This is a genomic window from Pseudomonas sp. WMBT8, from assembly GCF_050916005.1.
GTDB lineage: Bacteria > Pseudomonadota > Gammaproteobacteria > Pseudomonadales > Pseudomonadaceae > Aquipseudomonas.
Genome location: NZ_CP188096.1, coordinates 5,829,380 through 5,842,567, shown reverse-complemented (window position 1 = coordinate 5,842,567; position 13,188 = coordinate 5,829,380). Strand labels below are relative to the sequence as shown.

Below are 13,188 nucleotides of genomic sequence, written 5' to 3'. Positions count from 1 at the left end.
TCTTTTACGAACATGTCGCCAATAGACAAGTATGGGTCGTAACCAGATTCTTCAGAACACCGCAGACCCACTGTAGGAGCTGGCTTGCCTGCGATAGTGGTGGATCAGTTACCAACGATGTAGCTGGCCCACCGCTATCGCAGGCAAGCCAGCTCCTACATTGATTGCATTTCAAATCACTGGCGGACCTGCACGACCACCTTGCCCACCGCCCTGCGCTGCCCCAGGTCATTGATCGCCTGCGCCGCGTTATCCAGCGGATACACCTGCGACACCAGCGGCTTCAACTTGCCCTGCGCATACCAACTGAACAACTGCTGGAAATTCGCCGCGTTATCCTGCGGCTGGCGCTGGGCGAACGAGCCCCAGAACACCCCGAGCACCGCCGCGCCCTTGAGCAGCGCCAGGTTCACCGGTAGTTCAGGGATGCGCCCGCTGGCAAACCCCACCACCAGCAGGCGGCCGTTCCAGGCAATGGCGCGGATGGCCTGGTCAAACAGATCGCCACCCACCGGGTCGTAGATCACGTCGGCGCCGTTGCCATCGGTCAGGCGTTTGATTTCATCCTTGAGGTTGCTTTCGCTGTAGTTGATCAACTCATCGGCCCCGGCAGCCTTGGCCACGGCCAGCTTGTCGGCGCTGCTGGCGGCGGCGATCACCCGGGCACCCATGGCCTTGCCGATTTCCACGGCGGCCAGTCCGACGCCACCGGACGCGCCCAGTACCAGCAGGGTCTCGCCAGCGGCCAGATGGCCACGCTGGGTGAGGGCGTGCATCGAAGTGCCGTAGGTCATGCTGAAGGCAGCGGCGGTATTGAAATCCATGCTCGGTGGGATCGGCAGCACGTTATAGCCCGGCACCGCGACCTGCTCGGCAAAGCTGCCCCACCCGGTCAACGCCATGACCCGGTCGCCGACCTTGAGGTGGCTGACCTTTTCCCCGACCTCGCTGACCACACCTGCCGCTTCGCCACCCGGCGAGAACGGGAAGGGTGGCTTGAACTGGTACTTGCCCTCGATGATCAGCGTGTCCGGGAAATTCACCCCGGCGGCGTGCACATCCAGCAGGATCTCGTTCTTCTTGATCGCCGGGCTTTCGACGTCTTCCAACACCAGGGTTTCGGCAGGGCCGAAGGCTTTGCACAGCACGGCTTTCATCGGACTATTCCTTTTGGCGTATTGGCCGATAAGTGTAGGTGGGTAAGGTCACGGGTCAACGAGCATGCCCCGGCCTGATAAGTCGCCATAAGCTTGTGCTCTGCCTTGCTAGCGTTATGCTACTGGCCACCGAATATGAGGAATGAACTGTGAAAGCGTGGATCCTGTTGATGCTGGCCCTGACGTTGCCGATGGCAGCCCATGCCGAAGAAGCCAAGGAAGGCGAAGCGCCCAAGGTCAGCTATTACAGCCTGACGCCGCCTTTTGTCGGCAACTACGCCCTGGATGGCGGCCCGAAACTGCGGGTATACAAGGCCGATGTGGCCCTGCGCGTGACCGGCCCGGAAGCGGCGGCGGCGATCAAGGCCAATGAGCCGCTGATTCGCAATCAACTGGTGGCGTTGTTTACCCAGCAGACAGTCGAGAGCATGGGCAGTGTCGAGGGCAAGGAGAAGTTGCGCCAGGAAGCGCTGAAGCAGGCTCAGCAAGTGATGAACGATGAGACGGGCAAGCCGGTGGTTGAGGATTTGTTGTTTAACAACCTGATCATTCAATAGCTCCGAGTGGGGGAGCTTTTGATGGTTTAAAAAACCAGCAACTAAGTTGCTGGTTGTAATAGTTAGTACACAGTGAGCTTCAGTGTTTTTCTATCTGTTCTCCATACTCCCTCGGGGGGCGCGTCGAAGATAAAGTAGAAAGTGAAAAATAGTGCTGTGTTGGCTGTTTGGTAGCTCATTGATGAACCCCAAGAGTGCCATTGGCCATCTTGTGGAGGGTTGACTGACAATGTGGGGCCGATGGGGCCCTCGGTGTCTCTGGTGATTTCGAAGCGGGGGTTTTTACCCGTTACCGCAGTACGCTCGAATAGATATCTGAGCGCAGTTATCGTGTAGACATTACTTCTCCAGGTGTATTCAACCTCTATCGCTCCTTTATATCCATGCAATGAATACTCCCCTGTAACTGTTGTTTTTCCGTTGGGGTTATTCGAGTCGATCTTAATCTCTATGACCTCTGGGGTGGCAGCGTCGCTGGAGCCACTGTTATCCGAATCTGATTTATTGACCATTTTCGTTCTCCCGGGGTGCTACGGCGATAAGTTCGTGGTTGGCTGTTCAAGCTAACAAGGGGAGAGGAATGCCGGCTACTGTCATAAATGACAGTTTTTTATTTTGTTTTTTAATAGGCTTAGTGGTTTTTATAATTTACAAGTGATAGTTCAAGACGCCAGACTCTTCCTGAACCGCGCCAACGCCACCGCAAAAAACAGCAACCCAATTCCCGCCAGCGCCAGCAAATCCGGCCACACCACGCTCACCCCCGCATCCCGGAACAGAATCGCCGCACTCAAACTCACAAAGTGCGTGGACGGCGAGCCCTGCATCACCCATTGCAACCATTCGGGCATGCTGTCCAACGGCGTACTGCCGCCTGATAACAGCAGCATCGGAATGATCACCGGGATCGCCAGCAAGCCGAACTGCGGCGTCGAGCGGGCGAGGGTGGCAAGGAAGATGCCCAAGGCGGTGCTGGCAAACAGGTATAACGCCGTCACCAGCAGGAACAGGCTCAACGAGCCGGCCAGCGGCACGCCGAGCAGGCCCTTGACCACCACTTCCAGGGACAGCCATGTACACAGCACCACCACCAGCATATTGCTCCAGATTTTTGCCAGCATGATTTCCAGGGCGGTCAGCGGCAGCACCAGCAAATGGTCGAGGGTGCCGTGCTCGCGTTCGCGCAGCAGGGCGGTGCCGGTCAGTACGATGGCGAGGATGGTGATGTTGTTGACGATCTGGATCACCGCCAGGAACCAGCCACCTTCCAGGTTGGTGTTGAACAACGCGCGGGTGGTGAGGGCCGCTGGCGCGCGCTGGCTGGCGTCGGACTGGCCGCCGTAGGTCAGCAGTTCGCGCTGGAAAATCCGCCCGATATAGCCCGCGCCCATAAACGCCTGGCTCATGGCCGTGGCATCCACGTTGACCTGCACGCTCGGCTGGCGTCCGGCCAACAGGTCGGCCTGGAAATTGGCCGGCACGTTGATCACGAAAGTGTACTGGCCGCTGTCCATGACTTTGTCCAGCTGGTCGTAGGGCAGTGGCACGGCAGGCTGGAACTCCGGTGGCTGCAGGGCTTCGGCCAACTGGCGCGACAATTGGCCGTGGTCTTCATCGACAAAGGCCACGCTGGCGTTGTGCACGCCAATCACCGAGCCGGCCGCCGGCATGTAGATGGCGACGGTGAAGGCATAGAACAGGAACAACAGCAGCACCCTGTCGTGGCGCAGGCTGGTGAGCTCTTTGACTCCCAGGCGCAGGATATGGGCGAACTTGTGCATCAGGCCTCCTGCTTCTTGAGCATGACCAGGCTCAGCCCGGTGAACCCCAGGAAAAACCCGAACAGCGCCAGGCACTGGGGCCACAGTTGGCGCAGGTCCAGGGCTTTGGTGAAGGTGCCGACGGCGACATCCAGGAAGTAACCGGCGGGAAACAGCATCCCCATCAGCGCCGCCGCCCCTTCCAGGGACGAGCGCGGCACGATCAACCCGGAGAACTGGATGGTCGGCAGGCTGGTGATGATCATGGTGCCGAGGATCGCCGCGATCTGGGTGCGGGTGAACGCGGAAATCAGCAGGCCCATGCTGGTGGTGGCCAGCACATACAGCAGGCCGCCAAACGCCAGGGTCAGGCCGCTGCCCTTGAACGGCACGCCGAACAGCCAGCGGTTCATCGCCACCAGCAAGGCCAGGTTGATCAGGCTGATCACCAGGTACGGCGCCTGTTTGCCAAGGAGGAACTCCAGGCGGGTAAGGGGCGTGGCGTAGAAGTTGGTGATCGAGCCCAGTTCCTTCTCGCGCACGATGCCCAGGGCGGTGAGCATGGCCGGGATAAACGCCAGGATCAGCGCCATCACACCCGGGCCGATGGCATTTACGCTGACCACGTCCTGGTTGTAGCGAAAGCGCGTTTCCAGCTTGGCCGCGGCCGGTTGGGACAGCGGTGTGCTGTTGAGTTCGGCCAGTTGTTGCAGGTTGGCCTGGTGTACGGCTTCTACATAATTGCGGCTGGTCTCGGCGCGAAACGGCATTCCTCCATCGAGCCAGGCGGCCACCGCTGGTTGGCGCCCGGCGTACAGGTCGCGGCCAAAGCCGGGCGGAATTTCCAGGGCCAGTTTGATTTCCGAACGTTGCAGGCGCCGGTGCAGCTCGGCCGAATCAGTGATCGGCGGCTGTTCGGCGAAGTAGCGCGAACTGCGAAAGGCCTCCAGATAGGCGCGGCTTTGCGGCGTCTGGTCCTGGTCATACACGGCGAAGGCGAGCTTCTCCACGTCCAGGGAAATGCCGTAGCCGAAGATCACCATCATGAAAATCGCCCCGAGCAAGGCAAAGGCCATGCGCACTTTGTCGCGCAGCAGTTCCTTGCCTTCACGGCTGGCCACCGCCAGCAGGCGCGCCAGGCTGAAGCCGCGCTTGCTGACGGGCGGCGTGGTCGGCGTGCTGACGCTCGCGCTGGGCGCGGCGGTTTCCGGGGTTTGCTGGGCTTGCTCCAGGCAGGTGACGAACGCGGCTTCCAGGGTCTCGCCGTGGAATTGTCGTTGCAGGGCGTCTGGCGTGTCGCAGGCCAGCACCTTGCCTGCGTGCATCAACGAGATGCGGTCGCAGCGCTGGGCTTCGTTCATAAAGTGGGTGGAGAGGAAAATCGTCACCCCTTGCTCGCGGGACAACTCCACCAGCAAGCGCCAGAAATCGTCGCGGGCGGCGGGGTCCACACCCGATGTGGGTTCGTCGAGGATCAGCACTTCCGGGCGATGCAGCACCGCCACGGCCAGGGACAGGCGCTGGCGCAAGCCCAGGGGCAACTCGCCGGAGGGTTGTTCGGCGACGCTGCCCAGGTCAAAACGCTGGATCAATTCTTCGATGCGTGGGCCGCTGTCGGCCTTGGGCAGATCAAATAACTGTGCGTGCAGCACCAGGTTCTGGCGCACGCTGAGTTCGCCGTACAGCGAGAAGCTCTGGGACATGAAACCCACGCGCTTGCGGGTCGCCAGGTCCTTGGCATTCACCGGGTTGCCCAGCAGCGTGGCGCTGCCTTCACTGGCCGGCATCAGCCCGGTGAGGACTTTCATGGTGGTGGTCTTGCCGCAGCCGTTGGAACCGAGAAAGCCGAAGATCTCGCCACGGCCAATGGCGAAGCTGACTTTGTTGACAGCGGTGAAGTCGCCAAAACGCAGGGTCAGGTCGTGGGCTTCGATGGCGATATCGGTGTTGTCGTTAGCCCGAGGGGGGATCACCAGCGGCTGGTTGTTGTGCGCGCTGTCGCCCTGGAAATGGGTGAACGCGTCATCCAGCTTGCCACTGGGCGTAACAGCAGCCAGGTCACGGCTCAGGCCATCGGCAATCAGCTTGCCGCGGTCGAGCATCAGGCAGTGCTCGAACTGCTCGGCTTCTTCCATGTAGGCCGTGGCCACCAGCAGCGTCAGTTGTGGGCGCTCGCTGCGTACGGTTTCTACCAGTTCCCAGAAGCGCCGGCGTGACAAAGGGTCGACGCCGGTAGTCGGTTCATCGAGGATCAGCAGGTCCGGATCGTGGATCAGCGCGCAGCACAGCCCCAGTTTTTGCTTCATCCCGCCCGACAGCTTGCCCGCCGGGCGGTCGGCGAAGCGTGCCAGGTCGGTGGCCAGCAACAGGTTGTGCATGCGCTGGTCGCAATCGGCTGTGGACAGGCCAAACAGGGTGGCGAAAAAACGGATGTTCTCGCTGATAGACAGCTCTGGATACAGGTTGCCACCCAGGCCCTGGGGCATGAAGGCGATCAACGGGTACAGGCTGTTGCGGTGGCGGCGGTCTTCGATGGAACCGCCCAGCACCTGCAAGTCACCGGTCTGCAGCTTTTTGACCCCGGCGATCAAGCCCAGCAGGCTCGACTTGCCCGCGCCATCGGGGCCGATCAGGCCGCAGCGGGTGCCGGCCGGCAGGCTGAAGGCGATGTCGATCAGCGCCTGTTGCTTGCCGTAGCGGTGGTTGATGCCCGTGGCGTGCAGCGCCAGCCCGTTCATTGCAGGTTGGCCGGCCAGTCCAGGTCGGCAGTGCGCACGTAGCCGGCGCCGGGCATGCCGGGCTTGGCCTGGGGCACGGCGCTTGGTTGAGTCAGGCGCAGCTTGACGCGAAACACCAGTTTCTGGCGCTCGTCGCGGGTTTCCACTTCTTTGGGGGTGAACTGGGATTTGGCCGCGACAAAGCTGATTTTCGCTGGCAGCGGCTGATCCGTGAGGGCATCGAGCACGATCCGCGCTTCACTGCCCACGGTCAGGCGACCAGTGACGGAGGCGGGCAGGTAGAGGTTCATGTACTGGTCATTCGGATCGATCAGCAACAACACCCGCCCACCGGCGCCGAGCACTTCGCCAGGTTCGGCCAGGCGCAGTTGAATGATGCCGTCGATGGGCGCGCGCAGGCTGCTGTCGTCGATTTCGCTGGTCAGTTGCGCCACCTGGGCCTCGGCGGCACCAATGGCGGCCTTGACCGCATTCACCTGGGCCTGGGCGGCCACCACCGCCGCATTGCCGGTGTTCTGGCGTGCCTGCTGCTGGTCGATCAACTGCGCGCTGGCGAAACCGCGGCGGTACAGCTCTTGGGTCCGCTTGAGTTCCTGGCTGGCCAGCAGGTTCTCGCTCTGGCGCAATTGCACGTTGGCTTCGGCAGCGGCGAAGTTCTCCTTGGCGCGCAGTACTTCGGCTTCGGCCTGGGAACGCTGGGCTTCCAGGGTGCGGGTGTCGATACGCGCCAGCAGTTGGCCCTTGAGCACCTTGTCGCCTTCATCGACCCGCACCTCGGCCAAGCGGCCGGGGATCTTGGTGGCGATCTGCACTTCGGTGGATTCCAGTCGGCCGTTGCCCATGCTCAAGCCTTCCGGCAGGCGGTCGAGGGTGGACTTCCAGTAACCGAAGCCGCCGGCGGCCACCAACAGCAAAATCAGGAGAAAGGCGAAGAATTGCGAACTGCGATGTGACGTCGACATGGGTGCATCCTGCGGTGTTAGCGTCCTAGTTTGCCGGGATCGTAACCGATAGCCGTTGATACCGGTCAAATGAATACCTTTAGGCGTTAGCGCAGCGCCATGACCGCCGCCCATTGCTCCGCCGTCACTGGCATCACTGACAGGCGACTGCCTTTTTGCACCAGCGGCAATTCGGCCAGGGCCGTCTGTTGCTTGAGGTAGCCCAGCCCGAGGACTTTGGGGAAGGTTTCGACGTGGGCCACGGTGATGGCGCTCCACGGATTCTTCTCGGTGGTGGCCTTGGCATCGAAGTAATGGCTATCAGGCTCCAGCGCAGTCGGGTCGGGGTAAGCCGCTTCGATGATTTTTCCTACGCCGGCAATGCCCGGTTCCGGGCAACTGGAGTGGTAAAAGAAGAACGCGTCGCCCACGGCCATGGCCCGCAGGAAATTGCGCGCCTGGTAATTGCGCACGCCGTCCCAGCGCGCCTCGCCGAGTTTTTCCAGGCCCTTGATGGACAGCTCATCGGGCTCGGATTTCATCAGCCAATAGGCCATGGTTTTGCTCCTTTGCAGGGGATTGGGCAGCTTGTCTGTCAATTTCATGACAAACCGACGGTCGGTTGACGCCAAGGTTTGCGTGTTGGTTCACGTTAACGCAGAATGCCGGGATTTTAAGCTTGACGCAGCTGGAACGGACTACTTTGGAACGTTGCTGTCATCGTGTGTGATATGCCTGAAGGGGGGCAATCGATGAAACGCAAACCGGATTTACTATGGATTTTGGTTATTTTGTTCGGTCTGGGCGTCGTGACCACCGGGTATGCGCAAAGCCTATGGTCGAACAAGACCCAAGCCCCGGTTGAATTTGCACAGCAGCAACAACAAACCTTCAAGCGTTGACGCTATTTCGGCGCCGTTGAGTCCAGCGGCGTCCCCTCTGCGACATACCATCTTCTATCGGTAACGGTGCCATTCAACGGCACGTCCCAGCTTGCCTGCGCCAGGCGTTCGACCTTCTGGCATTCATGGGCCAGCCCCAGCAGCGTCGGCTTGCGCCACGACGAGCGGCGCGCCAGGTACGCCAGGCTGCGATCGTAAAAACCGCCGCCCATGCCCAGCCGCCCGCCCGCGTCATCAAAACCCACCAACGGCAGCAGCACCAGGTCCAGGGCCCAGACCTTGCGCTGGCGCCCGACATTGACCCGTGGCTCAAGAATGCCAAAGCGGTTGGGCGCGAGCTTTTCCCCAGGGCGCACGCGTTGGAACACCATCTTGGTCCGTGGCCAGGCGCTGAGCACCGGCAGGTAGGTGGCCTTGCCCCGGCGCTGGGCAGTGCGCAGCAGCAAGCGCGGATCGATTTCGCCATCCGTCGACAGGTACAGGGAGATATGTTTGGCCCGGCGAAACAGCGGGTGCTGTGCCAGTTGCCGATACAGGCCAAGCGCGGCCTGGCGTTGCTCGCTCGGCGTCAGGGCGCGGCGGGCCTTGCGCAACATGCGTCGAAGGTGCGGACGGGAAAGTGGCGCAGGTTCGGTCATGGTGTTCGGCTCATAAAACAATGCCAGTCCGGGGACTGGCATTGAGTTTGGGAATCAGGCTCCCCGACAGAACCGCTGTCGACTTAGCCCTTGAACCCGAAAGTTCAAGGTGGAAGATGCAGTAGGCTTTAAGGCTTTCCGTCTAGCGGACATGCACACCAGCCCAACGTGCAACTTCCAGGGTAGTGCGAATCGGCTCAGGGACATCGCCGACTGGCAAGCACGCCAGGGAGTGAGGCGAGTATACCCGAAATAGACGCGGCGATCAGCCCTTGGGTGGTTCCTGGTCGGTAGAAAGCACCAGGTCGACGCGCTCGAGCAGGTCACGCACTTGCTCGCGTGTCGAACCACTGGCCTGTACGTCAGGGCGTTCCTGCTTATGCAGCAAATCGTGGGTAATGTTCAGCGCGGCCATCACGGCGATACGGTCGGCGCCGATGACTTTGCCGCTGCTGCGGATTTCACGCATCTTGCCATCCAGGTAGCGGGCGGCGCTCACCAGGTTGCTGCGCTCCTCCTGGGGGCAGATGATCGAATACTCTTTGTCGAGAATCTGCACGGTGACGCTATTGCTTGAACTCATGAGTCTTGCTCCAGGGCCTTCAGGCGCGAAATCATCGATTCGACCTTACGCCGGGCGATTTCGTTTTTTTCAATGAGGTGCGCGCGTTCCTCGCGCCAGGTCTTTTCCTGAGCTAATAGGAGTCCGTTTTGACTCTTTAGTTGCTCGACCCGGGTAATTAGCAATTCGAGTCTGGCCATCAGCGCTTGCAAGTCGGCGTCTTCCATAGGGTTCCACTGGATTTGTCTGATGAATGGCAACTGCAGGATAAACGATCTGACGCCCTTGATAGTCGGGTGCGTCTGCCGGTGCTAGGATACAGCGCTTCATTCTAGACATCGCGCCGCCTGGCGCCTAGCTCATCATGCCTATTCAGAACTCCCCGTACGACGCTTTTTCCAAACTGCTGAGCTCCAGCGGTCACCCTTGCTCGCCTGCCGAACTGCATGGCGTGCTGCTGGGCCGTAGTTGCACCGGCGTCGGTTTTGACGCCGACAACTGGCTGGCCGACGTGGCCGAGCTGCTGGAAACCGAGCCTACCGAAAACGTGCGCAACGCGTTGATCGGCTTGCAAGAAATGGTTAAAGGCGAACTGACCGGTGATGACGTCACCGTGGTCCTGCTGCTGCCAACCGACGATGCGTCGCTCACCGAGCGTGCCGCTGCACTGGGCCAATGGTGCCAGGGTTTCCTCCATGGCTTTGGCGTGAACGCCGGCGGCCTGGAGCTGAGCACCGACGCCAAGGAAGTGTTGCAGGACCTCGCAGCCATCTCCCAGGTGCAAGATGCCCTGGAAGAATCCGAAGACGGCGAAGGCGACTATATGGAAGTCATGGAATACCTGCGCGTCGCGCCGTTGCTGCTGTTCACCGAGAACAAAAAGTCTGCTGAACCTGCTGCAACCAAGCCGTCGCTGCACTAAGAGAGGGAACCCACCTGCCCATGATCCATATCCCCAAAGCGGAATACACCCGCCGCCGCAAGGCGCTCATGGCGCAGATGGAACCCAACAGCATCGCGATCCTGCCGGCCGCTGCCGTGGCGATCCGCAACCGTGATGTCGAGCACGTGTACCGCCAGGACAGCGACTTCCAGTACCTGAGCGGCTTCCCCGAGCCCGAAGCGGTGATTGTGCTGATGCCTGGGCGCATTCACGGCGAATACGTGCTGTTCTGCCGTGAACGCAACGCCGAGCGCGAATTGTGGGACGGCCTGCGCGCTGGCACCGAAGGCGCGATTCGCGAATACGGCGCCGACGATGCGTTCCCGATTACCGATATCGACGACATCCTGCCCGGCCTGATCGAAGGCCGCGACCGGGTGTACTCGGCCATGGGCAGCAATGCCGAATTCGACCGGCACCTGATGGAGTGGATCAACGTGATCCGCTCCAAGGCGCACCTCGGTGCGCAGCCGCCGAACGAATTCGTTGCCCTGGATCATCTGCTGCACGACATGCGCCTGTATAAATCCGCCGCAGAAGTGAAGGTCATGCGCGAAGCCGCGCGGATTTCCTGCGCGGCCCATATTCGGGCGATGCAGGCCAGCCGCGCCGGGTTGCATGAGTTCAGCCTGGAAGCCGAGTTGGACTACGAATTCCGCCGGGGCGGGGCGAAGATGCCGGCCTATGGCTCCATCGTCGCCTCGGGGCGCAACAGTTGCATCCTGCACTACCAGCAGAATGACGCGCTGCTCAAGGACGGGGACCTGGTGTTGATCGACGCCGGGTGTGAAATCGACTGCTATGCCAGCGATATCACCCGCACCTGGCCGGTCAATGGCAAGTTCTCGGCCGAGCAGAAGGCGATCTACGAAATTGTGCTGGCCTCCCAGGACGCCGCCTTTGCCCAGATCGCGCCGAACAAGCACTGGAACCAGGCCCATGAGGCGACGGTGCAAGTCATCACCGCGGGGCTGGTGAAGCTGGGCTTGTTGCAGGGTGATGTGGACGAGTTGATCGCCAGCGAAGCCTACAAGGCGTTCTACATGCACCGCGCCGGGCACTGGCTGGGCATGGATGTGCATGATGTGGGCGAGTACAAGGTCGGCGGCGAATGGCGGGTGCTGGAAGTGGGCATGGCCCTGACCGTGGAGCCGGGCATCTACATTGCCCCGGACAACCAGAACGTGGCAAAGAAATGGCGTGGCATAGGCGTGCGCATCGAGGATGACGTGGTGGTGACCAAGCAAGGCTGTGAAGTTCTGACCAATGGCGTACCCAAGACCGTGGTCGAGATTGAAGCACTGATGGCGGCCGCCCGATGAGCCGGGTCAACCTGGCGATTATCGGTGGCGGCCTGGTGGGCGCCAGCCTGGCCTTGGCATTGCAGGCCGGGGCCAAGGCCCGTGGCTGGAAAATCGTGCTGATCGAACCCTTCGCCCCCGGCGACAGCTACCAGCCGAGCTATGACGCGCGTTCCTCGGCGCTGTCCTTTGGCGCGCGGCAGATCTACCAGCGCCTGGGTGTATGGCAAGACATTTCCCGACGTGCCGAACCGATCAAGCAAATCCATGTTTCCGACCGTGGGCGCTTCTCTACCGCACGCTTGTCGGCCCTTGAAGAGGGCGTACCGGCCCTGGGCTATGTGGTGGAAAACGCCTGGCTCGGGCAGTGCCTGTGGCAAGGCCTGGACAAAGACGTGATCAGTTGGCGCTGCCCCGCAGAAGTCAGCCGCATGGAGCCGCTGGCCGATGGCTACTGCCTGACCCTCAACGATGAAACCGTCATTGAGTGCGACCTTGCGGTACTGGCCGATGGTGGCCGCTCCGGGCTGCGCGAGCAGTTGGGCATTGGCGTCAAGCAACGGCCTTACAACCAGAGTGCCCTGATCGCCAACATCACCCCCAGCGAAGCCCATAACGGCGAGGCGTTCGAGCGTTTCACCGACGAAGGCCCGATGGCCTTGCTGCCGCTGGCGGACAACCGTTGCGCGCTGGTCTGGACCCGCGTCGGCATGGACGCCCAGCGCCTGGCGCAGTTGGATGAACGCAGTTTCCTCAACGAGTTGCAGGGCGTGTTTGGCTATCGCCTGGGCACCCTGAAACAGGTCGGCGCGCGCCACTTGTATCCGCTGACGCTGGTGGAGGCCGAGGAGCAAGTGCGCTCGCACCTGGTGGTCCTGGGCAACGCCGCCCACAGCTTGCACCCGATTGCCGGTCAGGGTTTCAACCTGTCCCTGCGCGATGCCTATGCGTTGGCCGAGGCCTTGCTGGCCGGGCCCGCCGTGCCGGGTGACCTGGCGACCTTGCAGGCCTACCGCGAACGCCAGCGCCTGGATCAACAACTGACCGTGGGCTTCTCCGACCAGGTCACCCGCCTGTTCGGCAGCGGCCAACCGCTGGTCGCCATGGGGCGTAACCTCGGCCTGCTGGGCCTGGACCTGCTGCCGCCGGCCAAACGCTGGTTCGCCCGGCAGGCCATGGGCCTGGGCACGCGCCCCGATGCGTAAGTGGCTGACGGAGCGCCTGGGCAAGGCGCGGTTATTACGCTGGTTCTTGAGCCTGTACCCGCCGTACCTCGGCGCCGGGGTGCGGGTCCAGCACCTGAGTGCCGACTTTTGTCACGCCAAGGTGCGCATGGGCCTGGGCTGGTACAACCGCAATTACGTCGGTACGCAGTTTGGCGGCAGCCTGTATTCGATGGTCGACCCGTTCTACATGCTGATGCTGATGGAGAACCTGGGCCGCGACTACATCGTCTGGGACAAGGCGGCGAGCATCGATTTCATCTCGCCGGGCAAAGGCCCGGTGTTTGCCGAATTCTCCATCGACCAGGCCTTGCTCGATGAAGTGCGACGCCAGACCGAGGGCGGCGAGAAATACTTGCCGCACCTCAAGGTGCAGATTTACGACGGCTCCGGCACCCTGGTGGCGCGAGTCGACAAAACCCTTTACGTGCGGCGCAAGCCGCCAGCGAAACAGGCATAAAGCATG

General features: G+C 61.5%; 15 protein-coding genes and 1 other RNA gene. 6 read left to right on the top strand and 10 right to left on the bottom strand.

The genetic code is table 11. The annotated features are described in order from the left end of the window. Window positions 1–176: 176 nt before the first annotated feature. The gene (locus ACO77H_RS26735; protein WP_169955017.1) at window positions 177–1,157 is read right to left on the bottom strand and encodes an NADPH:quinone oxidoreductase family protein; all 981 of its coding nucleotides are present in this window, start codon (window positions 1,155–1,157) and stop codon (window positions 177–179) included. 149 nt (window positions 1,158–1,306) lie between these two features. On the opposite strand from ACO77H_RS26735, the gene ACO77H_RS26730 reads away from it, so the two are divergent. Further along, on the top strand, window positions 1,307–1,714 hold the full coding sequence (locus ACO77H_RS26730; RefSeq protein WP_169955016.1) for a flagellar basal body-associated FliL family protein: 408 nt from the start codon (window positions 1,307–1,309) through the stop codon (window positions 1,712–1,714). A gap of 62 nt (window positions 1,715–1,776) precedes the next feature. Here the strand turns inward: ACO77H_RS26730 and ACO77H_RS26725 are convergent, their stop codons facing one another. The 5 genes from ACO77H_RS26725 to ACO77H_RS26705 all read right to left on the bottom strand — a co-directional run bounded on the left by ACO77H_RS26725 (window position 1,777) and on the right by ACO77H_RS26705 (window position 7,710). After that, a complete protein-coding gene (locus ACO77H_RS26725; RefSeq protein WP_432754765.1) occupies window positions 1,777–2,226 on the bottom strand; it encodes a hypothetical protein in 450 nt (149 codons plus the stop codon). Between the two features lie 150 nt (window positions 2,227–2,376). Beyond that, window positions 2,377–3,495 carry an ABC transporter permease gene (locus tag ACO77H_RS26720; RefSeq protein ID WP_432754764.1) on the bottom strand — a complete coding sequence of 373 codons (1,119 nt, stop codon included), beginning with the start codon at window positions 3,493–3,495 and terminating at the stop codon, window positions 2,377–2,379. Next, a complete protein-coding gene (gene rbbA, locus ACO77H_RS26715) occupies window positions 3,495–6,212 on the bottom strand; it encodes a ribosome-associated ATPase/putative transporter RbbA (protein WP_170042106.1) in 2,718 nt (905 codons plus the stop codon). The genes ACO77H_RS26720 and rbbA overlap by 1 nt, the downstream gene beginning before the upstream one ends. Beyond that, window positions 6,209–7,174 carry an HlyD family secretion protein gene (locus tag ACO77H_RS26710; protein WP_432754763.1) on the bottom strand — a complete coding sequence of 322 codons (966 nt, stop codon included), beginning with the start codon at window positions 7,172–7,174 and terminating at the stop codon, window positions 6,209–6,211. The genes rbbA and ACO77H_RS26710 overlap by 4 nt, the downstream gene beginning before the upstream one ends. Window positions 7,175–7,260: 86 nt before the next feature. Next, window positions 7,261–7,710: an EVE domain-containing protein gene (locus ACO77H_RS26705; protein ID WP_169955011.1), complete on the bottom strand. Its 450-nt coding sequence runs from the start codon at window positions 7,708–7,710 to the stop codon at window positions 7,261–7,263. A 195-nt stretch (window positions 7,711–7,905) separates the two neighbouring features. Between ACO77H_RS26705 and ACO77H_RS26700 the strand changes: the two genes are divergently transcribed. Then, window positions 7,906–8,055: a hypothetical protein gene (locus ACO77H_RS26700; RefSeq protein WP_169955010.1), complete on the top strand. Its 150-nt coding sequence runs from the start codon at window positions 7,906–7,908 to the stop codon at window positions 8,053–8,055. 2 nt (window positions 8,056–8,057) lie between these two features. On the opposite strand, the gene ACO77H_RS26695 is transcribed toward ACO77H_RS26700, so the two are convergent. The 4 genes from ACO77H_RS26695 to ACO77H_RS26680 form a co-directional block, all read right to left on the bottom strand. Continuing rightward, complete coding sequence (locus ACO77H_RS26695) at window positions 8,058–8,693, bottom strand: 5-formyltetrahydrofolate cyclo-ligase (RefSeq protein ID WP_169955009.1); 636 nt, start codon at window positions 8,691–8,693, stop codon at window positions 8,058–8,060. 56 nt (window positions 8,694–8,749) lie between these two features. Next, a non-coding RNA gene (gene ssrS / locus ACO77H_RS26690) (6S RNA) lies at window positions 8,750–8,928 on the bottom strand. 30 nt (window positions 8,929–8,958) lie between these two features. After that, a complete protein-coding gene (locus ACO77H_RS26685) occupies window positions 8,959–9,276 on the bottom strand; it encodes a cell division protein ZapA (protein WP_029289530.1) in 318 nt (105 codons plus the stop codon). Beyond that, the gene (locus ACO77H_RS26680) at window positions 9,273–9,482 is read right to left on the bottom strand and encodes a TIGR02449 family protein (protein WP_057440444.1); all 210 of its coding nucleotides are present in this window, start codon (window positions 9,480–9,482) and stop codon (window positions 9,273–9,275) included. Before ACO77H_RS26680 ends, ACO77H_RS26685 begins: the two co-directional genes overlap by 4 nt. Window positions 9,483–9,619: 137 nt before the next feature. Between ACO77H_RS26680 and ACO77H_RS26675 the strand changes: the two genes are divergently transcribed. Genes ACO77H_RS26675 through ACO77H_RS26660 form a run of 4 tightly spaced genes read left to right on the top strand, consistent with a single transcriptional unit; the run spans window position 9,620 to window position 13,182 of the window. Continuing rightward, entirely contained in the window at window positions 9,620–10,177 is a 558-nt protein-coding gene (locus tag ACO77H_RS26675) for a YecA family protein (protein ID WP_169955008.1), read from the top strand. Between the two features lie 20 nt (window positions 10,178–10,197). Continuing rightward, a complete protein-coding gene (gene pepP / locus ACO77H_RS26670; RefSeq protein WP_432754762.1) occupies window positions 10,198–11,520 on the top strand; it encodes a Xaa-Pro aminopeptidase in 1,323 nt (440 codons plus the stop codon). Then, the gene (gene ubiH, locus ACO77H_RS26665; RefSeq protein WP_432754761.1) at window positions 11,517–12,704 is read left to right on the top strand and encodes a 2-octaprenyl-6-methoxyphenyl hydroxylase; all 1,188 of its coding nucleotides are present in this window, start codon (window positions 11,517–11,519) and stop codon (window positions 12,702–12,704) included. Before pepP ends, ubiH begins: the two co-directional genes overlap by 4 nt. Beyond that, the gene (locus tag ACO77H_RS26660; protein WP_169955005.1) at window positions 12,697–13,182 is read left to right on the top strand and encodes a DUF4442 domain-containing protein; all 486 of its coding nucleotides are present in this window, start codon (window positions 12,697–12,699) and stop codon (window positions 13,180–13,182) included. The genes ubiH and ACO77H_RS26660 overlap by 8 nt, the downstream gene beginning before the upstream one ends. Window positions 13,183–13,188 lie beyond the last annotated feature (6 nt).